Annotated in this window: 23 protein-coding genes; 14 read left to right on the top strand and 9 right to left on the bottom strand. The window is 60.9% G+C overall.

What is annotated here, in order from left to right:
* Positions 1-18 precede the first annotated feature (18 nt).
* Positions 19-435 carry a VOC family protein gene (locus AC1DWA_RS17125; protein WP_020909695.1) on the top strand — a complete coding sequence of 139 codons (417 nt, stop codon included), beginning with the start codon at positions 19-21 and terminating at the stop codon, positions 433-435.
* A 22-nt stretch (positions 436-457) separates the two neighbouring features.
* Here the strand turns inward: AC1DWA_RS17125 and AC1DWA_RS17120 are convergent, their stop codons facing one another.
* The gene (locus AC1DWA_RS17120) at positions 458-1,900 is read right to left on the bottom strand and encodes an amidase (RefSeq protein ID WP_477846565.1); all 1,443 of its coding nucleotides are present in this window, start codon (positions 1,898-1,900) and stop codon (positions 458-460) included.
* Positions 1,901-1,939: 39 nt separating this feature from the next.
* Positions 1,940-3,166: an MFS transporter gene (locus AC1DWA_RS17115; RefSeq protein WP_021333249.1), complete on the bottom strand. Its 1,227-nt coding sequence runs from the start codon at positions 3,164-3,166 to the stop codon at positions 1,940-1,942.
* A 119-nt stretch (positions 3,167-3,285) separates the two neighbouring features.
* Here AC1DWA_RS17115 and AC1DWA_RS17110 point away from each other — a divergent pair, with 119 nt between their 5' ends.
* Complete coding sequence (locus AC1DWA_RS17110; RefSeq protein ID WP_477916846.1) at positions 3,286-4,185, top strand: LysR family transcriptional regulator; 900 nt, start codon at positions 3,286-3,288, stop codon at positions 4,183-4,185.
* A gap of 68 nt (positions 4,186-4,253) precedes the next feature.
* A complete protein-coding gene (locus AC1DWA_RS17105; protein WP_092765670.1) occupies positions 4,254-4,742 on the top strand; it encodes a hypothetical protein in 489 nt (162 codons plus the stop codon).
* A gap of 63 nt (positions 4,743-4,805) precedes the next feature.
* Here the strand turns inward: AC1DWA_RS17105 and AC1DWA_RS17100 are convergent, their stop codons facing one another.
* The 3 genes from AC1DWA_RS17100 to AC1DWA_RS17090 all read right to left on the bottom strand — a co-directional run bounded on the left by AC1DWA_RS17100 (position 4,806) and on the right by AC1DWA_RS17090 (position 7,667).
* Positions 4,806-5,666 (bottom strand): alpha/beta hydrolase family protein, encoded by an 861-nt coding sequence (locus AC1DWA_RS17100; protein ID WP_477846563.1) that lies wholly within the window; start codon positions 5,664-5,666, stop codon positions 4,806-4,808.
* Between the two features lie 187 nt (positions 5,667-5,853).
* Positions 5,854-6,780, bottom strand: a complete 927-nt coding sequence (locus AC1DWA_RS17095) for a LysR family transcriptional regulator (RefSeq protein WP_317830193.1) — start codon at positions 6,778-6,780, stop codon at positions 5,854-5,856.
* Complete coding sequence (locus tag AC1DWA_RS17090) at positions 6,777-7,667, bottom strand: LysR family transcriptional regulator (protein ID WP_477846562.1); 891 nt, start codon at positions 7,665-7,667, stop codon at positions 6,777-6,779. Before AC1DWA_RS17090 ends, AC1DWA_RS17095 begins: the two co-directional genes overlap by 4 nt.
* 233 nt (positions 7,668-7,900) lie before the next feature.
* Here AC1DWA_RS17090 and AC1DWA_RS17085 point away from each other — a divergent pair, with 233 nt between their 5' ends.
* The 7 genes from AC1DWA_RS17085 to AC1DWA_RS17055 all read left to right on the top strand — a co-directional run bounded on the left by AC1DWA_RS17085 (position 7,901) and on the right by AC1DWA_RS17055 (position 15,239).
* The gene (locus AC1DWA_RS17085) at positions 7,901-8,773 is read left to right on the top strand and encodes an ABC transporter permease (protein WP_020909703.1); all 873 of its coding nucleotides are present in this window, start codon (positions 7,901-7,903) and stop codon (positions 8,771-8,773) included.
* Between the two features lie 11 nt (positions 8,774-8,784).
* The gene (locus AC1DWA_RS17080; RefSeq protein ID WP_317830191.1) at positions 8,785-9,558 is read left to right on the top strand and encodes an ABC transporter ATP-binding protein; all 774 of its coding nucleotides are present in this window, start codon (positions 8,785-8,787) and stop codon (positions 9,556-9,558) included.
* 90 nt (positions 9,559-9,648) lie between these two features.
* Entirely contained in the window at positions 9,649-10,605 is a 957-nt protein-coding gene (locus tag AC1DWA_RS17075; RefSeq protein WP_197941004.1) for an ABC transporter substrate-binding protein, read from the top strand.
* Between the two features lie 50 nt (positions 10,606-10,655).
* Positions 10,656-11,753 carry a hypothetical protein gene (locus AC1DWA_RS17070; RefSeq protein WP_019746017.1) on the top strand — a complete coding sequence of 366 codons (1,098 nt, stop codon included), beginning with the start codon at positions 10,656-10,658 and terminating at the stop codon, positions 11,751-11,753.
* Positions 11,750-12,886: a CaiB/BaiF CoA transferase family protein gene (locus tag AC1DWA_RS17065; protein WP_069145301.1), complete on the top strand. Its 1,137-nt coding sequence runs from the start codon at positions 11,750-11,752 to the stop codon at positions 12,884-12,886. The genes AC1DWA_RS17070 and AC1DWA_RS17065 overlap by 4 nt, the downstream gene beginning before the upstream one ends.
* A gap of 80 nt (positions 12,887-12,966) precedes the next feature.
* Positions 12,967-13,950 carry an NAD(P)H-dependent flavin oxidoreductase gene (locus AC1DWA_RS17060; protein ID WP_477846561.1) on the top strand — a complete coding sequence of 328 codons (984 nt, stop codon included), beginning with the start codon at positions 12,967-12,969 and terminating at the stop codon, positions 13,948-13,950.
* A 650-nt stretch (positions 13,951-14,600) separates the two neighbouring features.
* The gene (locus tag AC1DWA_RS17055; RefSeq protein ID WP_308371589.1) at positions 14,601-15,239 is read left to right on the top strand and encodes a maleylpyruvate isomerase mycothiol-dependent enzyme family protein; all 639 of its coding nucleotides are present in this window, start codon (positions 14,601-14,603) and stop codon (positions 15,237-15,239) included.
* Positions 15,240-15,242: 3 nt separating this feature from the next.
* Here AC1DWA_RS17055 and AC1DWA_RS17050 read toward each other — a convergent pair whose 3' ends face one another.
* Positions 15,243-16,103 (bottom strand): haloalkane dehalogenase, encoded by an 861-nt coding sequence (locus AC1DWA_RS17050; RefSeq protein WP_182261883.1) that lies wholly within the window; start codon positions 16,101-16,103, stop codon positions 15,243-15,245.
* Positions 16,104-16,237: 134 nt separating this feature from the next.
* Between AC1DWA_RS17050 and AC1DWA_RS17045 the strand changes: the two genes are divergently transcribed.
* Positions 16,238-16,864, top strand: a complete 627-nt coding sequence (locus tag AC1DWA_RS17045; protein ID WP_182261884.1) for a TetR/AcrR family transcriptional regulator — start codon at positions 16,238-16,240, stop codon at positions 16,862-16,864.
* Positions 16,865-17,761: 897 nt separating this feature from the next.
* Here AC1DWA_RS17045 and AC1DWA_RS17040 read toward each other — a convergent pair.
* Both AC1DWA_RS17040 and AC1DWA_RS17035 read right to left on the bottom strand, forming a co-directional pair.
* Positions 17,762-18,049 (bottom strand): hypothetical protein, encoded by a 288-nt coding sequence (locus tag AC1DWA_RS17040; RefSeq protein WP_264613634.1) that lies wholly within the window; start codon positions 18,047-18,049, stop codon positions 17,762-17,764.
* A gap of 270 nt (positions 18,050-18,319) precedes the next feature.
* Positions 18,320-18,463, bottom strand: a complete 144-nt coding sequence (locus AC1DWA_RS17035; RefSeq protein WP_477916844.1) for a hypothetical protein — start codon at positions 18,461-18,463, stop codon at positions 18,320-18,322.
* 21 nt (positions 18,464-18,484) lie between these two features.
* On the opposite strand from AC1DWA_RS17035, the gene AC1DWA_RS17030 reads away from it, so the two are divergent.
* The 3 genes from AC1DWA_RS17030 (at position 18,485) to AC1DWA_RS17020 (ending at position 21,073) form a co-directional block, all read left to right on the top strand.
* Positions 18,485-19,450, top strand: a complete 966-nt coding sequence (locus AC1DWA_RS17030) for a DUF8129 domain-containing protein (RefSeq protein WP_477846560.1) — start codon at positions 18,485-18,487, stop codon at positions 19,448-19,450.
* 630 nt (positions 19,451-20,080) lie between these two features.
* Positions 20,081-20,542: an Hsp20/alpha crystallin family protein gene (locus tag AC1DWA_RS17025; RefSeq protein WP_029256700.1), complete on the top strand. Its 462-nt coding sequence runs from the start codon at positions 20,081-20,083 to the stop codon at positions 20,540-20,542.
* A gap of 180 nt (positions 20,543-20,722) precedes the next feature.
* Complete coding sequence (locus AC1DWA_RS17020; protein WP_477846559.1) at positions 20,723-21,073, top strand: hypothetical protein; 351 nt, start codon at positions 20,723-20,725, stop codon at positions 21,071-21,073.
* 98 nt (positions 21,074-21,171) lie between these two features.
* Here the strand turns inward: AC1DWA_RS17020 and dnaB are convergent, their stop codons facing one another.
* Complete coding sequence (dnaB, locus tag AC1DWA_RS17015; protein WP_477846558.1) at positions 21,172-22,578, bottom strand: replicative DNA helicase; 1,407 nt, start codon at positions 22,576-22,578, stop codon at positions 21,172-21,174.
* Positions 22,579-22,585: the final 7 nt, after the last annotated feature.

The following is a 22,585-nucleotide window of genomic DNA, read 5'->3' as shown; positions in this document are numbered from 1 at the left end:
GGGCGTTAACATCGACAGATGCTCACTCGAGTCGATCTGACGATGGATTGCACAGACCCCGACCGCTTGGCTACGTTTTGGAAGATAGCCGCTGGATACGTCGATGAGCCACCACCGCAGCCTTTTTCGACCCGGGAGGAGTGGCTGGCCACTTTCGACGACGAAGGCGACGGGATGGGCGGCGCTTGGTTGCACCACCCGCTCGGAGTGGCTCCCCGACTCTGTCTACTACAGGTTCCTGAATCCAAGGTCGCCAAGAACCGATTGCATCTCGATCTCCGGGTATCCGGAGACGGGACCCCAGTTGAGAAGTGGGCGACAATCCTTCGCGAGGTCGAACGACTACTACGCGCGGGCGCCTCAGAATTGGAAAGATTCGAAGGTCACCATGTGAGCATGGCCGACCCAGAGGGCAACGAATTCTGCGTGGCGTGATTCACCCGCCTGCCCGAGATTCTCACGAGAAGGCCTGGCAGTCCGGGTGATTGCCGGGATAGGGCAGAACCTCCTCGAGGGCGAGCCCTATGGCAAAGGCCGTGTGGTCGTCGTACGGCCGCGTAACTATCTGTGTACCGGTAGGGATTCCGTTCCGAGCGAAACCGGTGGGGATTGTCAGCACCGGGCAGTTGCTCAGGATGTTGAAGGTGATGGCCGGTACGGCCTCGAGATAGAATCCCAATTCTGTTCCAGCCACATTGATTCCGTGCCCGACGTAGTCGACGCCGGCAAGAAAGCCATCGGTCACCACTGCCGGAGTGATCAACGCGTCATAGGTGTCGAACAGGGATCCGATCGAGGAATACAGTTCGGCTTCGATCGCGAGTCCGTCGAGGAAAGTCGCGTCACCACGGGTGCGGCGTGCCCATCGCGCGAATTCCTTCGCGTACTCCGTGACCTTGTCGGGGTGCGCGGACGCTTCGGCGGAGATCGATGCACCGAACACGTGATCGTAGTGAATGGCGGCCGCACGCATGATTGCAGCGCGTGACAGGTCGACTTCGATGATCTCCGTGCGTGCGCCCAGCGCAGTGAGGGTGTCCACCAACTTGGCGGTGTTGGCGGCAACGTCCGGATCAACCGGCCAGTCACCCAACGCCGGGATCACGGCGATACGCATTCCTGTCAACGAATGCGTTGCGAGGCCGGGCAGCGGCGATGCCGGCACATGCGAGGCAATGTCAGTGGAAGTCGGTCCCGCGATGACCGACTGCAGTGTGAGGCAATCACTTACGGTGCGAGCCATCGGACCGCAGTGGCAGTAGCGATCGAGATTGAAGGGCGGATCGACGGGGACACGGCCGTGCGGTGGCTTGAACCCGACAATTCCGTTGAGAGACGACGGAGTTCGGATCGATCCTGCAACATCGGAACCGGTAGCCAAGTGCGTCATACCGGTGGCAAGTGCGACTGCCGATCCACCGGAAGACCCGCCGGAGGAGTATTTCGTGTTCCACGGATTGCGAGTGACGCCCCACAACTCGGACTGTGTGAACGCGGCCGAGGAGAATTCCGGGGCCGTCGATCGCGCGTGGACAATGGCACCGGCGTCGACGATCCGCTGCACGAAAGTCGAAGTGTGGGTGGCGATCAAGTCCTCATAGACCTTGGACCCTTGAGTCCACGGTTGGCCTTGCACCGGTTCATCCTCTTTCACCACAACCGGAACACCGGCGAGCGGAAGGCTGACATCCGAACCGCGGGCGTAGTGGCGTTCCGCTGACTTCGCTTGTACCCGTGCAGTATCGAAGAAAGTGTGTCCCAATGCATTCAAGGTCGGGTTGAGCGCCTCGATACGTTCGATGGTGGACTCGAGCACCTCCACCGGAGACAGCGATTTGTCCCGGTAGCGTTCGAGCATCTCGGTCACATCCATGAATGTCGAAACGGGTGTCTGGCGCATATCTGTTGTCCTGCCTCTATGAAGGTTTCGTGTAGGCGGCTAGGTTGTCAGTTCGTGCTTTGCCACGACGGGATTGCGGAATGTGGCGAGCAGCATTGCGAGAGTGGCGATTCCCGCGGCTATCCAGAAGACCGTTTCGGAACCGGAGTGGTCATGAATGCGTCCACCCGCGAACGCGCCGAGGGCGATGCTTGCATTGAAGACTGCAACCCACAGAGCCGCAGCGGCCTCTCGGTGAACGGGGGCTGCTTGTGCGATCCATGTTTGAGTACTCACCGATACACCACCGTAGAAGAGGCCCCAAGCCGCCATGAGCAGAGCAGCTGTGATCAAGGTAGTAGCCGAGATCGGGAACAGGGCAAGGGTGATCGCTACTCCCGCGCTGAGGATGACGACCACAGTCTTCGGTGACTTGGTGGCAGATGGCCCGGCTATGAAGTTGCCGACAACGCCCAGAGCCCCGTAGATCAAGAGCATCGTGCCGATCTGCGCAGGGTGCAATCCTGCGAAGAACTCCAGCCCCGGACGCACATAGGTGTACGCCGCGAAATGAGCGGTGACGATAAGCGCGGTAATCGCGATTCCGACCCGGACTCCCGGGTTCCGAAAAGCCACCACGAGACTGCCGAGCGACAAAGCTTGATCAGCTGGCATCACGGGTAGGACAGCGAACATGGCGAGCGCGATCAGCGTCGCGGCGCAGCTGAGAGTCCAGAATGCCACGCTCCACCCGGCCGCTGCTCCGATATACGTCCCCGCAGGGACACCGAGAACTGAGGCAACCGCGATTCCGCTGAAGATGATCGTGGTCGCCAACCCGACGGATCTGGAACCCACCAATTTGGGTGCCAAGCTAGCGGCGAGTGCCCAGACTCCGCCCATGCTCACACCGAGTAGGACGCGAGCACCAGCGAGGACAGCGAAGCTTGGTGCGAGAGCCGTGAGGGCGTTCGCCGCTGCGACTACAAACATCAGGACGATAAGCGTCGACCGACGATCGAAGCGCCGGGTCACGATGGGCACGAACGGGGCAGTGGCCGCTGCCACCAACCCGGTAATGGCCAGTGAGAGCCCGATGGTCCCTTCGCTTTCCACCAGGTCAGCACCGATCGGTGTGAGTAGCCCGACCGGCATCATCTCTGCCGCGACAACGATGAAGGTGGACGCTGCGATCAGGGCGACCGCAGCCCAGTGGTTCTCGATGGTGTGTGCGTGGGTTGAGGACGTGGGCGCGGGGCTGTTCTGCCCGGGCGCGGAATGTGGCATGTAACCAGAGAAGCTCCCGCACGCCCAAGGATCAACGGCGAATCGCTCATCCAACCATTAGCTCAATTCATCGATGAGCCATGATGGAGTGGTCGAATGAGTCGAAGGTCGGAGTGAAAATGTCGGAGCCTCCGATGCGTGAGATCGAGTGTTTCCTCGTTCTCGCTGAAGAACTGCACTTCGGTCGCACCGGCGAACGACTGTTCATCTCCCAGGGCCGAGTCAGTCAGCTGATCAGCGGGTTGGAGCGCCGTATCGGCACCAGCCTGGTAGCGCGCACCAGTCGCCGCGTACACCTGACTGAATTCGGTGCCGAGTTTCTTGCGTCGTTGGCTCCCGCGCATCGTGCGCTTGTCGGAGTAATCGAGGACGCTCAGTCAAGAGCACGCAACATGCCGACGCCGCTTCGGGTGGGTTTCCAAGGAGCAATTTACGATTCGATCGCGGCTGCTGTCTCTCGTTTCGAGATACAACATCCGCAAACTTGCGTGACCATCAAAGAATTACCCCTGGGTGATCCGTTCAGTGATGTACTCGCCGGGCGAATCGATGCGGCAGTGGCACTTCTCCCCGTAGATGAGCCCGAGCTGACGACCGGGCTCGTCTTTTCTCGACAGCCCCAGACCCTGGCCGTCTCAGTCCATCACCCGTTCAGTGAACTGGGCGTGATCGACCCCGAGCAGTTGGCGCAGATCTGTCTCGTACCCATCACCGGCCCCGCCCCCGACTATTGGCAGCGTGTGAATTCCCCGAGCACGACGCCGGGCGGAGCCACGATTCCCACGCAGGGCGGGGCGAGCACCGTTCAGGAAGGCCTGTCGCAGGTCGCATTCAGTCAGGTCGGCCTCATCCTGTGCGCGGCAACCGCTGCATACAGCCAGCGCTCGGACATCACATTCGTACCGATCAACGGATTACCCGAATCTGCTTTGGGCCTCGTGTGGCGTACCGATCTCGAAAGCCCACGACTCCGCGCTTTCGCGAAAGCGATCGAGGAAGCACACACCTGTTCCGCCTGACGGCGATCAGCCAAGTCGCGGAAGGACTCCGGGCCGTGGGGATGCATCGTGTGTGGGATGATCGCGCCATGTCTGCGATCACCGACTACTTCACCGCACGCACGGATGAGCACGCCACCTCCGCCCTCGAGGGTCTCGTCGACTTGGAACCAGCGGTGATCGAGGCGAACGATGCCTCTCGCCCGCGGGTTCAGTTGGCTGCGGATGGGACTCCAGTTCTGCAAGCGAAAGGCGTCGATCCGGTTGTCGCGCTCGGCCGACTGGAAGCAGCCCTCACCGCTCGCCCCTACGACGAGGTCGCCAAAGGTCCACGCTGCGGGAAACTCGTCGCAATGAGCGACGACGGCGACACCCTCGTGCTCACGGTTACCGACGAATTACGCGATGCACTAGCGGAATTGAACGCTGAAGGTGTCGCCGCCACTGCGGCGGCCTGGGCGATCGACGAGACCAGTGAACCGTCGGAGGACGCAGTGCCGTTCCTGACCGCCTTCGCCGACCTAGCGACCAGAGCTGTGGCTCAGGGCGAACGGATGTATGGCTACGTCGTCATCTGAGCTTTGCGACTCCGCCGACCTGATTGGAAGGCTGTTCGTCTTCGACAACTCCGGATCTGACCGTCACCCCGGGATCTGCATGGCCAGATCGTTGCGGTCGAAGTCGGAGAACTGCTGGGTGTCAATGCAGTATCCACAGCTCGCTCCGAAGAACTCGGTGCGAGCGTTCGGATCGTCGAGTAGCCAGTACCGCAGCCACGCCGTGCTCGGCCCGCGCATATCGCCGCCGTTGATCGCCGTACCGAAGTGCGTGGCGCCGCGCAGTTCCAGATACTCGGCAGGCACGTGGTCGGCGTCCTCGTACATCGCCCGCACGATCGCCGGCCAAACGATTGCGTCGGCCTGGCCGGCCAGATAGAGAACCGGCTCGTCGATGAGATCGACATCATTGAGCGGGCCAGGCTGGATCGCGACGGCAGTGTCGACGCGGTCGTCGATCGCCGCATTGATCGCCGCAGACCCGCCCTGCGAGTGCCCCACCGCACCAATGTGTTCCAGGTCGACTTTGCCGTAGAAGACACTCGACGGGCTGGCCGCCTTGTCCGCGATGAGGTCGATTCCCGACCGCATAGTGATGGCGAAGTTGCTTGCCGGTGTATTGGCGGCGACCACGATGAATCCGTGGCTGGCGTAGTGGCGCAACAAGGAGGTGTACGCACCTGGGAGCACACCGGTCCCGTTCCCCCAGATCACAACAGGGTGCTTCTCGCCGCGCGCGCCGAGCTGGCGCGGGTAGTACAGAGTGTGTACCAACCCGATCGAGACATTCGGCGTGTACGGCCCTGCACTCGCCCAGTCGTGCCCGACGCTCGGGATGCCGGGCGTATCGGCAGCCGCTGTTCCGGTTGCGCCCGTGAGTCCTAGCGTCGCGCACAACGCAACCGCCGCTGCAGCATTCACGAAATGTTTCAGAGACTTTTGCATGAAAGTCAACCTTTCGAAGTTGATCCGGAGTGACGTGTATTACATATTCACGGCAGGGTGACCCGTCGGCTTTGTTCGAGGAAATGGACTATCCCAGAAGTGTTGTGTCTGTAGACAAAAATCATCGTTCTCGGCGAATGACCGGCCGACGCAAACACCCAGGGCGCGAAGTCGAGATCGCCTCGGCCTACGGCTTCCGCGCGGATTGCTCGGCACACAGCCGTAGGAAATGTTCGACGACCTGCGTGTTCTGGCCGTCCTTTGCCACGGCTGCGATCTTCCGTGGCGGCAGTTCGAGTATCTCGCCCACAGTGCAGCCGCGTTCGGATGCTCGCTCGGCACTGGAGAGTTCGAGGATGACAGCACCGATCCCTTCGTATGCGAAATCCGCGAAGGCATCGCGATGCTGTGACCTCATCACGAAGGCGTGGTCGATTCGCGGTTCGATCGAACGCAGATGGCGATAGACATCGGAAGTTTCGAACCGCGGTGCGACGACCAAGCCGATGCGCATGAGGTCCTCGCCGATGAATACCCCGCCCACCGGTGGCGGGGTGCCGGGCGGGCAGACAAGGCGCAACTTGTGGTCCGGAAGGCGCACCATTCGAGTCCCGGGAACGCCGGTGGGCGGCGACTCCATTATTGCCACGTCAGCGGTGCCGGCCATGACCGGGTGAATCGCATCGGCCACAGATGACCCCGGCGGAACCGAGATGGTGATTCTCAGGTTCGGCACCTCCGAGCGCAGCGCTCCGAGCAGCACCGCTGTGGGATCGTCCGCAAGGCTCGCTGTCGTGGCAACACTGAGGTGGGGGACTGCTGACAGTAAGAACTCGCGCTCGACCACTAATCGGTCGAGCGCGGCCAGCGCTTCGCGTGCTGGATCGATGAGATTCCGTCCGCGCGCAGTCAGCGTCGCGCCGGCCCGGCCCCGATTGAAAAGTCGTCCTCCGACGCGTCTTTCGAGTCGCGCAATTGATTGAGAGACGCTCGATGTTCCTGTGAACTGGTTTGCCGCTGCTGCCGTGATACTGCCGTGTTCGACGACCGCGAGGAAGTCTTGTAGCTGCCGCGGATCGATTCGCGGGGGCGCGGACTCTCCGAAGTTGCTCATCGGGCGTTCCCCATTCCACCTTCGTCACGTAATCGGCTGGTCGTCTCGATAAACGCTTGTGCCGCAGGCGATGGCGTCGAACCGTGGAACATCCAGATATCACGAGTGAGCGGGGGCCGAGTACGACACAGCACCACACCTTCTCCGACTGTATCGGCGACAGATTCGGGAAGGAAGGCGACGCCGACTCCCGCGCGTACAAGTGGGATCATCGAGGCCACAGAGATAGTCTCCGCAACCACCGCCCCGTCCACAGTGCCTTCGCCCAGGCGTTCCGCCAACAGTCGCCGAGTGACATCGTCACGCGGGCTGGTGATCAATCCGATTCGCAACAGATCCGTCAACGCCGCTACCCCCTCGCCTTCACTTCGTGCGGCGGGCACCAGCGCAACGATTTGTTGCCGGCCGAGAAGGATACGTTCAACACCCTCGTCGAACACCTCGTCCACCCCGAGGCCGATATCAGCCTGACCCGAGGCGACCACCGTTCCGATTCCGTCGGTGTCGTTGCTGAGCATCGTCACCGCAACATTGGGAAACTTGCTTTTGAACGCACCGAGGGCCGTGGCCGCCGGATCACGCGCCAATGTTCGCGGACATACGACCGTCAGCCGACCCCGCTGCACGACGTTCAATGGATGCAAAGCGTGATCCAAATCCCGGTATGCCCGAAGCACTTGGGCCGCCGGACCTGTGAGATCGCGTCCAGCGTCGGTCAGGGTGACTCCCCGCGAGCCACGGCGGACGAGCGTCAGGCCGCACTCTTTCTCCATTCTGGCCAGAGCCTCCGAGATTGTCGGCTGGCTGACCCCCAGTCCGCGAGCAGCAGCGGAAATGCTGCCCCGATCAGCAAGGGCGAGAAAGTATTCCAGATGACACCGGTCCATTGGGATTCCCTTCTCATGGAAGTCCGCGTGCGCGCCCGATTCTGCGCCCGTCAGCCATAGGTAAACCCTATGGCATACCTCTCGAATGTGGCGTAGACGGGAAGAAGAATCCCGTGATCTGCTTCACATATGAACGCAGTGAGCAACAACCCGGGGAGCTTCGACCAGACGCACCCGTCTGCTTTTGTCGAGCACCTATCGCCGCCTGTGAGCACTACGGAGAAGGCGCCGAAATGACCGAAACCATCACCGCTAGTTCGCCATCCGGCGCTACGTCACCCCGTTCCGCGAGGCGGGCACGCTCTGAGCCGAAGCCCGCTCGACAGCGTCGATCCGGTACACGACGCACCATCGGGGTACGACTGGCCCAGGCCGCACTGCTTTTGGTCCTACTCGGAGCGTGGCAGCTCGTCGCATCGCAAGGTTGGATCGAGCCAGTTCTGGCCAAAACGCCAGGCGAAGCCTGGAACTACTTCACCGCAGCAGTGCAGTCGGGGGAGATTTCGACGAACTTGCGTGCCACGATGACTGCCGTCGTGATCGCGTGGATCCTCGCAAGCGCAGTCGGGGTGGCGGTAGGGCTCTCCCTCGGACTGCTTCCGACCCTCGAACGCATCATGAGTCCGTTTCTGGATGCGGCGAATGCCATGCCACGTCTTGCGCTGGCACCTCTGCTTATCGTCATCTTCGGGATCACGATGACGGCGAAGGTCGCTCTCGCGTTCACACTCGTATTCTTCATCGTCTGCTCGAGTGCACGAGCCGGTGTGAAGTCAGTGGACGACGAATGGCTCCGACTTTCCACTGTCCTGAATGCCAGTAAGACACAGGTGTTCTGGCACATTCTCCTCCCCGTCGCGACACCTGGCATTTTTGCCGGTCTTCGGTTGGGGCTGATCTATTCACTGCTTGGCGTCGTGGGTTCTGAACTGATCTCGTCACGGGACGGGCTGGGCCAGCTTGTGTCGATCTACTCGGCCCAGTTCCGGATGGAAGCGGTCTACGCGATCCTCATACTTCTCGCAATCGTCGCAGTCGTCCTCAACCAGGCCATGAACTTCGCTGAGCGTTACCTCCTTCGGTGGCAGCCGCCGGCTCGACGATGACAGGAATCATCATGGATACCAATGTGATTACACCCGCAGTGCAACTCGACGGACTGACGATATCCTTCCCCTCGCCCGACGGGTCGGCGAAAACTGTGGTCGATAATCTCGACCTCACAATCCCTCGCGGACAGTTCGTCAGCCTGGTCGGCAGGAGCGGTTGCGGAAAGACCACTCTGCTCAACGCGCTCGCTGGATTGGTGGACGCAACAGAAGGGAAGACCGAGGTCCTCGGCACAACGCCATTCGACGCTCGTTCTCGGATGGGCTTCATGATGGCCCGAGATGCGCTGTTCCCGTGGCGAACAGCGCAGAAGAACGTGGAGTACGGTCTCGAATTGAGGGGAGTACCCAAGGCGGAGAGACGAACTCAATCCGCGCGCTGGCTTGCGGCCGTTCAAATGTCCGAGGCGTCACGGCTGTGGACTTGGCAACTCTCCCAAGGGATGCGCCAGCGTGTCGCGTTGGCCCGAACGTGGGCTCTGGATCCGGACATCTTGTTGATGGACGAACCGTTTGCCGCCCTCGATGCGCAGACCCGAGTCGAAGTACAGCGAGAATTCCTCGAGCTTTGGCAATCCCAGGTAGGCCGGACGGTCATCTTCGTAACCCACGACCTCGGCGAAGCCATCTGTCTCTCCGACCGCGTTCTGCTGCTCGGGGCCGGCCAGGTGATCGACGACGTCAGCATTGACATCGAGCGCCCCCGCGAACTCGAAACCCTCACCGCCGAACCTCGATACATCGAAATCTTCAACCGGCTGCGTGGTCAGCTCGACCACTGATGTGCCCAGCCAACTCAGCTTGATTACTGATGTGCCCAGCCAACTCAGCTTGATTTCTGATGCGCCCAGCCATCAAGGAACAGGAATCCCATGAAACTTCGACCTTTTGTCGGCACAGTCATTGCAGCGTCCCTACTGCTTTCCGCGTGTGGAGGGGGAGGGCGTCCGAACGACGGTAGCGTCGCCATCGGGGTCTACCCTGCGAGTGCTTTGTCCCTACCTGTCTACGTCGCCGTCCAACAAGGAATGTTCGACAAGGAAGGCCTCCACGTCGAGCTCATCGACGGAAAGAACGGGCCCGAACTCATCAGCGGTCTCATCGGCGGTACAACCGATCTCGCGGTCGGTGCACCCGGAACCGTCGTGCCGGCCATAGAGCAAGGGCAGAGTCTGCGGCCACTGTCCCCGTACGGGTCGATCGATCTTGCCATCGCCGTGACGAAAGACAGCGGCATCACCACCATCGAGGATTTGCCCGGCAAGCGGATCGCCATACCGTCACGTGGCGGCGCGGCAGAGCAATTCGTCAATCAGCTTCTCGGAGAGAGAAACATCGACGCCTCCACGGTGCAATTCATCGCAGCGGCACCCACCGCGAGTCAGATACCACTCGCACGAAAGGGCGACATAGATGCCGCCGTTCTCACCGCTGCCAGCCAGGCCGTATTCGATGCTCAAGGAATACCGATGACGGCGATTACAGAAGTAGACCCGGTGGCCTCTGACGGCGTGAGTTCATACGGCCTGGGCACAGTGCTCGTCACGACAGCCACATTCGCTGAATCCGATGCTGCTGCCCCCGTTTGTGCGGCGCTCGAGGCCGCAGCAGGGTGGATAGCCGATCCCGCGAACGAGCAAGCAGGAGCTCAACTTCTCACCGAGCGAATGAATGTTCCTGCTGACAAAGCCAACCAGGTGTGGGCTTCGCAGAAGACCCTCTGGCCGGTCGAGATTTCAGCCCACCGATGGACCCAGAACGTCGCATGGGTGAACAACCAGACCTCGGGCAAGTCCGACGCAGACGTCCCTTTCGACCCCCTCTGCTGACCAACGCCCCATACACAATCCAGTTCGTCTATTACGAAAGAGAAGAAACGATGACACAACTCGCTGACCAGTCAACACAATCCGAGTCCCAGCACGATCGCCGGCAGCTCACCGAGGCTTGGTCCGCAGTCACCGACAGCCTTGCGACATTCGGTTCGACAGCTGCCGCCACAGGATCGCCGCTGGACAGCGCCGAAGGCGTACGGCACGCACTTCGCCTGTTCGGATACCTCGCCGAGATGAATATCGAACGCCAAGACGTGCTCCGACCTGAACTCTTCACTCTGATGTCACCGATGCGAAAGTTCTGGGGAGACGGCATCGACGTCGACTACTGGACTGCGATGATCGACCCCAACGAGACATACCGTATTCACGGTAACCGTGGCACAGTGCCGTACGTCGCCGTCCTCGCCAATCGCGTCGGCGCGTCTGGGACCGATCGGGTCGCCGACAACATCGTCATCGACGACAAGGTGTGTGACGCGGATGGCAACTTCGAGATCTTCGTCGCACAAGAGCTGGAGGGGCGCAGCGGCATTCGGCTGGATGAGCGCTGCTTCGACGTAGTAGTGCGTGTGTATCACAAGACGCGTAACGCGGAGATCGATCCCGTTCTCCACATCGAGCGCCTCGGTCCGCCGCCTGGTGCACGCCCCGATCTCGACACGGCGTGGCTGGCCCAGCGCCTCACGAAACTTGCTCGTGGCATGGACGTGAGCCTTCGACGCAGTCTTCAGCTCATCGAAACACTCAGTCAGTCTCCCAACGAGATTCGCGTGACCTCGGAGCAACGAGGGTGGGGAGACTTCTACGGCACCAGCTCCAACCAATACATTGCCGGCTGGTGGTCACTGAAAGACGCTACTGCCGTGGATATTACATTCACTCTCCCGGACTGCACCTACTTCGGAGTGATGCTGTACAACCACTGGTTCGAGTCCTTCGAGTACCGCGACCACACCGTCAACCTCAACGACGCACACTTCGAGCGCAATGACGATGGAACCGTGACAATCCGAATCGGGGGAGCAGAAGGTGACAGAAATCGATTGAACCCCTGCAACCACACCGAAGGCATCCTGTTGGCGCGCTGCCTGGAGCCCGCTGAGGATGTCACTTCGCCTCATGTGGAGATCATTCGATGACCGACGAAGTAGACCTGCCGTTGGCAGGTGTCCGAGTAGTGGAGATCGGTCAACTGATCGCAATACCCAGCGCCGGGCAGCAGTTGTCCGATCTCGGCGCCGAGGTCATCAAGCTCGAGCCCCCTGGCGGTGAACCGGCCCGACAAATCGACGCCGATTACGCGCGCGGCATCTTCTACGGGTACAACCGTGGAAAGCGTTCAATCTGCCTCGACCTCAAAGACTCCGCCGATCTGCAGCGGGCTCGGGATCTGATCGCGTCGAGCGACATCCTGCTGCACAATCTGCGCCCGGGAACGCTTGATCGACTGGGATTCTCCTCTGCCGAACTCCAACGTCTGCGACCGGAAATCATCAGCGTATCGGTGAGCGGGTACGGGGCGGAGGGCCCGTCCGCCACCCGCGCCGGGCTCGACATCGCTGCGCAAGCAGAGAGCGGACTGATGTCGGTGACGGGTGAGGCGGATGGCCCGCCACAGCGTGTGGGCGCACCGGTCATAGATCATGCAACGAGCTACGTCGTCGCCCAAGCGGTACTGGCAGCGCTACTGCGGCGCGATCGCACCGGCAAGGGCTCCTCCGTCCGAGTTTCCCTGCTCGACGTTGCGATCCACTTGCAGACCGCCAACTGGATCGAGTGGCAAGTGTCTGGAAAGGCTATGAGCCGCAAAGGGAACGGACAACCAAGCGTCGCACCTGCCGCAGACGTCTTTCGTGCCGTCGATGGCGAGCTGGTGATCAGCGGCTACCAACCGCGAGCCTGGATCGAACTGTGCAAGGCAATCGACCTGCCGGAGTTGGCCGACGACCCGAGGTTCACCACCAACGCGCTGCGCGTGGAAAACCGTGTTGACCTCGTCGCCACGATCGAGAAGCAGCTGTGCCACCGTAGCGCCGCGGAAGCGGTAGAGCATCTCACTGCGGCCGGAGTGGTTGCCGCACTTGTGCGTGACTACGACCAGGTGATCTGCGCCGACGACGTGGTTGCGAACCGTTCCTTCATCCCCGGCACCAACGAACATGGCGAACAATATTTGACGCCTGCCATGCCCTATCGCGCCGAACCTCCGATGGCACGAACTGGTCCCTCGCAGGTCCCGGCCTTGAACGAGTGGGCGTCGTCGATGGGCTGAATGCGTCACTCTGGCCGAAAACCACTTGGCAACAACGTAACTGACAAACCGATATCCATGCATCATCGAGGAGATGTCCAGTGCTGACAACCGCATTTACCGAGACGTTCGGAGTTCGTCACCCCATCGTCCAGGGCGGCATGCAGTGGGTGGGGAGAGCAGAACTCGTAGCGGCAGTTGCAAACGCCGGCGCGCTCGGCATGCTCACTGCTCTGACACAGCCGACACCTGACGATCTTGCCCGAGAAATATCCCGAACGCGCGAGCTCACCGATCAACCTTTCGGGGTCAACCTCACCATCCTCCCGACGATCACACCTCCGCCCTACGATGAGTATCGCAACGTGATCATCGACTGCGGAGTCAAAGTTGTCGAGACAGCCGGATCATCTCCCGCACCCCATCTGCCGCACTTTCACGCCGCCGGCATCAAGGTTCTCCACAAGTGCACCAGCGTCCGCCACGCGGTCAAAGCCCAAGCCCTCGGCGTCGACGGCATCAGCATCGACGGGTTCGAATGTGCCGGGCATCCAGGGGAAGACGACGTACCGGGTCTCGTCCTCATCGCTGCAGCAGCAGAGCGGATCAGCATTCCCATGATCGCGTCCGGTGGATTTGCCGATGGGCGAGGATTAGTGGCGGCCCTCGCGCTCGGCGCCGACGGCATCAACATGGGCACTCGGTTCATGTGTACCGAGGAGTCCCCGATTCACCACAACATCAAGCAGGCGATAGTCGCTGCCTCGGAGGTCGACACGGAACTGATTTTCAGGTCACTGCGCAATACCGCTCGCGTAGCACGCAACAGCATCAGCCTAGAAGTTATCGAAATTCTCTCCAGTGGCGGCAATTTCGAAGACGTTCGACATCTTGTTGCCGGTGCGCGGGGCAGAGCGGTGTTCGACAGCGGCGACCCGGAGGCTGGCATCTGGACGGCGGGGACTGTGCAAGGACTGATTCACGACATCCCCACAGTGGGTGAATTGGTGGAACGTATTGTCGCAGAGTCCGAAGCACTGATTGCCGGACGGCTTGCCGGCCTCCTGGATCCTGTCAGCGCCTGACGCTGTCCGAACCCGCTGAGCGCTACCGTCGGCCAGTTCTTCGCGCATGATCGCTGCCGTTGCGTTGGCCGACCCGCATGCCGCCGATACTTCGTCCTCGATGCGTCGTGCGGTGACGGTGAGCTCTTCCGGATCGCCTCGCGGCTTGTCATCGCGCTCGATCGTTTCGGGTGCATCCCGACGATCATTGACGTCGGGACGAGGAACGCATCGGAAGGAGCCGCGAGACTGACAATCGCGCCACCGCCCTCGAGGACCATGCGGTATCCAGTCGGTTCTCGAATTAGCGGCAGGGAGCGTCGAACAGCATCACCGTGATCTGCTCCTCGGTGACACCTTGCGCATGCACATAACGTAGTACCTCCATTCCCGGACCCACGGTCGACGGACGATGGAGAGCTCAGAACTCATGTCGCGTGGTGCATGGCCAAATACCTTGATAGGTAGGCATCCACACGACTGTGGCAGCTATTCGTCGTCATCGAAGGCCCGAGTTGGGTATCAGATGAAGGCGGACAACGGTTCTCGGCTACTTCAGGGAGGCAGAGCCGTGGCACCCATGCGAATCGCACCAGTCGGGCCCGGATGACGAAAAGCTCGTCGACGCGCTACGCTGCCCCTAACCCGACACGACCACAGATCCGGACACCATGACCGCATCGGCCGAACCGACACCCGACGACGTGGTGTCGGCCGCAAAAGCGCTGCACGCGCTCACCGCGATACCGGACCACTCACCGCGGTGGTCGAACACGGCAGAACCGACTCAATGGACTGCGACGCACACGATCGAGCACATCAGCGACGCGCTGCTCTTCTACAGCGGCCAGGTAGCGAGACGGGCCGACGCCAAACTACCGGTCCTGCGCGACGGTCGTGATGCCCCTGCATCCGAGCATCTCGACAACGTCCTTTCGTCCGCACATGTACTCGCCGCTCTGCTCCGCGACCTCGCGGAGGAGCGTGCGTTCCACCCCAGCGGATCAGCTGACGCGCCAGGGTGGGCTGGCATGGCTGTCACCGAAATACTGGTTCACGGCACCGACGCAGCACGTGCCCTGGGTGTCGGGCTGATTCTTCCCGAAAATGTTTGTGCGAGAACAGTCTCGCGGGTTTTTCCCTGGATCGATCTGACTTTGGCCAGGCCGCCCGAGTTACTGCTGGCCATCACCGGCCGATTCTCCATCGACGGCGTTCACTCCGATCCCGATTGGTGGTGGCAATCCGCTCCGCTCGTCGAATGGGACGGCCTCCCCAGGCGTCGCGATGTCAAACCGGGGTGGACCTGACAATCACGGAAATCGATTCGCGATGGCCGCGATGATTTCATCGGGCGCGTGCTCCTGGATGAAATGCCGTGCATGAGGTAGTTCGACGACGTCAAGGTCGGTGAACGTCTCGCGTATCCGCGGGATACACGCTTTCGGACGGAACACCATATCCCGCATCCCCCACACTGCAAGAGCCGGTTTGTCCCCCAGTAGCGCGGGCACGTCCTGGGCGAGTTGGGCCAACTGTGCTCGTGCGGCACGGATTTCCTTGGGCATGACCGCGAGCCCACGCCGCGATTCCGCTGTAGGTTGCACATTGCGATAATGGTCAGCCTCCTCCTCGGTTAACGTGCGGCCAAGTTCCCCGAGCAAGAAACGCTCCACAAGGAGATTCTGCTCGAGTATGCGGCGTTGCATGGGTCGACTACTCATGATCACGCTGAATGCTTGATTGGCCAGTGGCTCGATCGGCCAGAACACTGTGTTGCCCAGCACGATCCCTCTGACTCGATCTGCCCGCTCGGTTGCCGTGCCCAGCCCGATAGGTCCACCCCAGTCCTGCCCCATCAAGACAAAGCCGTCCAACTGAAGATGGTCGATCAGTTCACCTAAAATCGTCGTGTGCTGTGAAATTCTGTATCCGAAATTGTGCGGCCGCTCGGACAGCCCGAAACCCAGGTAGTCCACCGCAATGCACCGGTACCGGTCGCGCAGCCCCGCCACGACTTTCCGATAGAGGAAACTCCATGTAGGGGAGCCGTGGCAGAACACAATCGGCGGACCCGTCCCCTCGTCGATGTAGTGAACTCGACCGGCAGACGAGTCGAACCAGCGCGACTCGAACGGGTACACAGTCTTGTCTGGAACGAAATCGATCATCATGTGGTGCCTCCTTGTCCGACCTATCTCCCCATGTCGCGCAATAGACCCAGCGCGTATTCGAATATCACGCACGACATTCTCGCTACACCTGTAGCAGCAGCGTGATTGCTACGCTACACCTGTAGCATCGAATCGTGTCTACACAAGCGGCTGGCAGCCATGACCGTCGAGAGCTGATCGCCAACAGCGCCATTCGCGTCATTGCCCGTGACGGAGTTCGCGCGCTCACTCACCGAGTGGTCGATATAGAAGCCGGAATCCCCCAGGGCGCGACCTCGCACCATGCAAGAACTCGACTCGCGCTCATCGAACTCATCGTCAACACCCTTGCCGAACGCGCGATAGCTGACGCCAAACAAGCTGCAGCCTTTCTCAATGCAACGGCACAAGGTGAGCACCAACTGAGCATTTCTGATCTGGCAGGCGTGATCACCGCACTTGTCGAGACACTTTCGGACCGCCGCGACGACATGAAGGCGCGCTACGCCCTTGTTCTCGAACTCGGTGACGAACCACTGCTTCGAAGAAAGCTGACAACACAGTCCGAGGTTCACGCCATAAGCCGAGAAGTGACAGCGATACTTTTCGACAGAGCAGGTCTGCCGAGTTCCGACGAACGAGTCGACGAGTTGATCACCCTCACGGATGCGCTGGTCTTTCACCGAACGATCATCCAAGAGAACACATCCCCTGAATCTATCCTCGCCGCCTATCTGCGAGGCGTAGCTTCCCTCGCAGGCGACCTCATTGGAGAGTCGTGAAAACTGACCGAGTTGATCGCACCGCTTGCAAGCCGATCCGTCTTCGATTTTCGACCACAGACACTTCCCTGACCGCCGGTGCTCAGCGACCCTAATTCGCACGAGGCCAGTACTGGGACATGCGCCCACGGAGTCGCGTTGCCACACATGCATTCCGATAACAAACGAGGAAGAAGGGGCTGCCACCATCGTCAGATCTTGAGATCTTCACCTGCGCAAATGCAATGGTCAAGACGGATTCAACCCAGAACAATGGGACGAGCGCGATTAACAAGGCGTACCTCCCGTTCTCGTGTGGCGTTGACGACAGTCAAGAGATCAAGAACGCCGCGACCTCGGTCAAATCACCAAAAGATGAGACACGCACCTTTGGATACAGCCCCGATGGGGACGAGTTTCGTCACTGACGATGGGACAAACTAAGCTAAGAGATCCAGCCTGAATTCCTGTGCATTCGACACTCGCCTGCCGGTCCGCATGGGTGAAAAGGAAAGCCGACGGACACGGCGGCGGGTCAGAAACCGCTCCTCAGTTTGTATAATCTACTCGCCGATCTCTAGACCCGCCTGCCACCCATCCTCACTCTGATCGCGGCGCAGCATTCAGCGATCACAATGCCATAGATCGAATTACGTTGCAGTGCAAGCATTTAAGCGTCAAAATGACAGAAGATGAGTTATCGGCATGCAATGGAGCGCCACTAGTGGGCCGCGGCACAGCCTCATTGACGTCATCGTAAGCGAAGCCACCACGAGCTGACCAGAACTGATCTGCCGCCCATTCCTCTCGAAAACTCTGGGCATGGCGCCAGCCGCTACGCGAAACCCGGTGCACTCTCGAACCGCAGTTTGAGTGAGAACCGTCGGGCCGCGCGCCGGTGGTAAGGCGGTTGGACCGTCAGTCCTCATGATGCTTGTCGTCAGCACGAGCCTGGAATTCCGAGAACTGTTCGTCGAGGTTTTCGACCTTCTCGTCCGACATCTCCGTGACGTGGTCGGCGAAAGCTGTCCCGGCGACTGTGCCGCCGGTCCCGGGCACCGTGACCGTCTCTCTTGATCCAGGCTCGTATCTTTTGTCCATCTCGTCCGCGAGTTCTTTCGCCCCGTCAGCGGTGTCGGGACTTGTTTCGGATCCAGTCGTACCCTCTTGGCCGGCATCAACGTGCCCGGAACTTTCCACGTTCACTGGTATCCCACTCTCTGCATCGACACCGACCGGTCGTCGCTTCAGGCAACCTGCTGACACTCGAACGGGTTGCTCGGCAGCCTGTTTCGTCGACATATCAGTTGCGGGGTCACGACGCATTGGAGGTACCCCGTCCGCCGCACGGCGAATCCGGAATGTTGGTCCGCGGTATCCAACGACCTACACGCGCGGTGGTACAGGGACTGCGAGATCCTCGCGGACGAATCAGGCCGCCCCACCATGAAATCGGCCCCGACACCCTTGCCCCAATTACTCGTCGATGCGGTTCGACATCCGCAGCGAAGTTGCGGTGGTTACTAGGAGGTAGGTCGGGGTAGCCCGCGTATCGGCGGTGGATCCGCGGTCCGCGGAGCACTCGTCGAGCACAAGCTGAGCATCATGTAAAGCACGCACCGACGAAGGGACGACCCCGATATGAGCAACTCCGAAACCACGTCCGCCTTGATCAACCAGCTGCGCATCATCCTCGGTCTGACACATGCCGAGATCCAGGTTGCCGAAACACGCGTCGCTCAGGCCAGAACCGAAGCGGTTCGACGCGAACTCACGGAAAACGCAGAGAACGGTCGAGAAAGGGCCAGTTCCATCGAGTCCACGATTCGCGATCTGGGTGGCGTTCCGGAATCGGTCGGTCCGTTCCTCGGACGAGCGACAGCAGGCGTGAAAGCGATGGTCGAACAGGCCCAGCCCTTCGACGAAGCTGTACTGGGAGACCTTGCGCTCGAACATCAACTCCTCGATCGCTCCCGCTACCTCAAGGCCCTGGCCACTGCCTGCGGCGATCAGACCGTCGCGGCGTTGGCCGACCGCCTCATCACTGCACACTCCGCGACTGTGGACTGGCTGACCACCGTCCTTGCCGAGGAGGCACTCGGCGGGCCGGCAGCTTTGCGTCGCACTCCCTTCCAAGCGGCCACCGGAGCAGCCATTCGACTGGTCAACGTTCCGGTCTCCTGGTCCACCCGCAGTCTCGACCGTGCCATTGACGCTGTTCGCACGTCGCCGCCGGTATTGGGTGAGCTGATCAGCTGGGGCGCATATGCCGGTGACGTGACTGTGAAAACACTGTCGGCCAGTAGAGATGCGGCCATCGCCACGGCTGAGAAAGTCACTCGCCGAGAAGGTGCTGACGGTGCCGCGGATGTCTTCCGTTCGGTACGCAAGTCGAGTGGGTTACTCGACCCCGCTGAACTTCCCATCGAAGACTTCGACGAACTCAACGTCGCTCAGGCCGTCTCCGCGGTCAAGGAACTGACCGACGCCGCACAGGTACGAGACATCGTTGCGTACGAGGAAGCGCACAAGAACCGACACGGCGTCGTATCCGCTGCACAGGCAAGACTCGCAGCGATCGCCCAGGAAGTCGTCGGAATTAACTGACCTTTCGTATCCGTCTGAGGAGGGCGAGAGAAAACAGCCTCTGCATTGCTTCGTGCCCCGAAGAACCGAGCAGAGCCAGACCGCTCCGAACACAACTGCGAAGCACTCACGAAATCGGCGATACGCGTTCATCAAGACAGGTTCCGGGTAAAACGGGGCGGTGGCTGACCACGCATCAAAGTCAGCCCCCGCCGCCGTTTCTGCAGTTTAGGGCTGTCAGCGCAAGCTCACCATGGAAGAACGCACCTGTCTGCTCGAAATCCACGAGACGCGGCAGTTTCAGAATCGAAACGCATTGCAAGAATACGGGTTTGAAGCAATCGCCGTTGTACGCGAACCTCGAACTTGCTGGGCGCAGCGGCAGTCGTAAGCCCGCACGAACTCGACCGGCAGCTGACAGCATCTCGACACCGGCAATTCCCGTTTCGCCCCAACCACATGGGGTTGGCAACCGTCGTTGTTCCTGCCCCGATGCTGCGTTGTTCGCGACAGAGACACTCCTCGAAAAGATCTGGCACTCTCAGTTGCAGAGTGCTAATTCGTGTGGTTATCATGTTCTCGCACAGTGAGTTCGGTCGACCGCCACAGTGGCGGAGACCTTTCGTTTCACGACATGGGAGGTGTGTTGCTGTGCTTCGTTTCGATCCTTTCACCGACATCGATGCGATCACCAAGTCCGTCCTCGCCGCGGGAACCGGCAACGGACGCAGTCCACGGTTCATGCCGATGGACCTCTACAAGGTCGAGGACCAGTACGTCCTGCACGCCGATCTTCCCGGCGTCGATCCAGGCTCGGTGGACGTTCACATCGACGGCTCGACCCTGACGTTGACCGCGCATCGCACGGCCCTCTCCGAAGAGGGTGTGAGTTGGCTGGCGAGTGAGCGTTTCGCTGGAACATACAGACGGCAACTGTCCATCAGCGACGACATCGACGCCGAACAGATCGTCGCCTCGTACGACAACGGTGTATTGACGGTGACGTTGCCGATCGCGGAGAAGGCGAAACCGCGGCGGATCGAGGTCTCCTCCGGACCGCCCTCACGTACCGAAACCATCGAAGCGACAAAGCAGGTGCAGGTCGAAGCCTGATCCTGCTGGCCCGGACGAGCGTTCCCACGGTGGGGTGCGTTCCGAAGACACGCGATGCGTGCTCGGGACTCACCCCACCGCCCGTTCGATCCCCACCGCCGTTCGATCCCCTCTGCACCCGTATGGCCGATCGGCCCATCCACCACACGAAAGAATCAGCACGAGAACACTTTAGCCGTCATGACTGCATCAACCTTCCCCCCGCACGAGCAATCCGACAACACAGGCAACACCGAATCCCGCCCGCACACCTCGCCCGATTGGTGGGATCACCACCGCCCGATCAACAGCGACGAATACAGCGACATGGCGCTGATGCTCGGCGCCCTCTCGATCCTGACGTTCTGGATGTTCGGCCTCGGCATCCTCCTCGGTGCCGCCGCCATCGGAACCGCACTGGCAGCGAGCCGACCCGACACCCCCGGACGCGATCTGGGCGACAACACCGCCGGCGTGGTCGGGATCCTCACCGGCATTGCCGGAATCGCCTTCGGCGCAGTCTTCCTCACCGCAGCACTACCCCACCTGTAGACAAACCGAATTCGGCACTAGTGGAATCGAATTGGTACTTGTAGCGGGATCTCACAAGATCTGAAATCCGTCCCACCTTCAGGCGATGGCGGCAGCAGCTATCCCCGCGCCATATCGACGAACTTCGAGAGGTGAAGCTGGTGCGCCACAGTGATTGTCGCGGTCGGGCCGTTACGGTGCTTACCCAGAATCAGGTCGGCTTCACCGCCACGGGGATCGTCTCGCTCGGTCGCGTCGGGGCGGTACAGCAGAATCACCATGTCGGCGTCCTGCTCGAGCGATCCGGACTCACGAAGGTCGGCGACCTGGGGACGCTTGTCGGTTCGCTGTTCGGGACCACGGTTGAGCTGACAGATCGCGACAACCGGAACTTCGAGCTCCTTCGCCAAAAGCTTTAGGCTACGGGAGAATTCGGAGACTTCCTGCTGACGGGACTCGACCTTTTTGCCTGAGCTCATCAGCTGGAGGTAGTCGATGACGATCAGGCGAATGTCGTGTTTCTGCTTGAGCCGCCGCGCTTTTGCGCGAATTTCCATCATAGTGAGGTTGGGGGAGTCGTCGATGAATAGCGGCGCCTCACTGATCTCACTCATGCGACGCGCGAGCTTGGTCCAGTCGTCGTCGGTCATCTTTCCGGAGCGCATGTCACCGAGCTTGATCTTCGCCTCTGCGGACAGCAGACGCATGACGATCTCGGTTTTACTCATTTCCAATGAGAACATGACGCTGGCCATGCCGTGCGCGATGGAGCAGGAACGCAAAAAATCCATTCCAAGGGTCGATTTGCCCACACCAGGTCTAGCCGCGACGATAATCATCTGACCAGCGTGAAGGCCGTTGGTGATCTCGTCGAGATCCTTGAATCCGGTGGGCACACCGAGGGAAATTCCGCCGCGGCTGGCGATGGAGTCGATCTCGTCCATCGTGGGCTGGAGGAGCTCGGTGAGGGGTACGAAGTCCTCGGTGGTTCGACGCTCGGTGACCTCGAAGATCTCGGCCTGCGCGCGGTCGACAACCTCGGCCACGTCCTGGCCCTCGGTGCCGGCGTAGCCGTACTGGACGATGCGAGTACCGGCGTCGACCAGACGCCGCAGCACGGACTTCTCGGCGACGATCTCGGCATAGAAGGCGGCGTTGGCGGCAGTGGGCACTGTCTGGGTCAGCGTCACCAGATAGGCAGCACCGCCGATACGGCGGAGCTCACCTCGACGGTCGAGTTCGGCGGAGACCGTCACCGGGTCGGCGGGCTCGCCACGGCTGTAGAGGTCCAGGATCACGTCGTAGACGGACTGGTGGGCGGGCCGGTAGAAGTCACCCGGACGCAGTACCTCGAGGACGTCAGCGATGGCGTCCTTGCTCAGCAGCATGCCGCCGAGCACCGACTGCTCGGCAGTCATGTCCTGAGGTGGCTGGCGTCCGAACTCCTGGTCGGGCTCGGCCTCGGGAGGGCCCGGGTAGTCCGGCCCCGAGAAGTCGGAAGGTCCTCGATCATCTACAACAGCCACAAGCGAG

Source organism: Rhodococcus sp. P4_F3_2 (assembly GCF_056401335.1).
The sequence above is the reverse complement of the archived record's forward strand: the minus strand, read 5'-3'. Positions and strand labels throughout refer to the sequence as shown.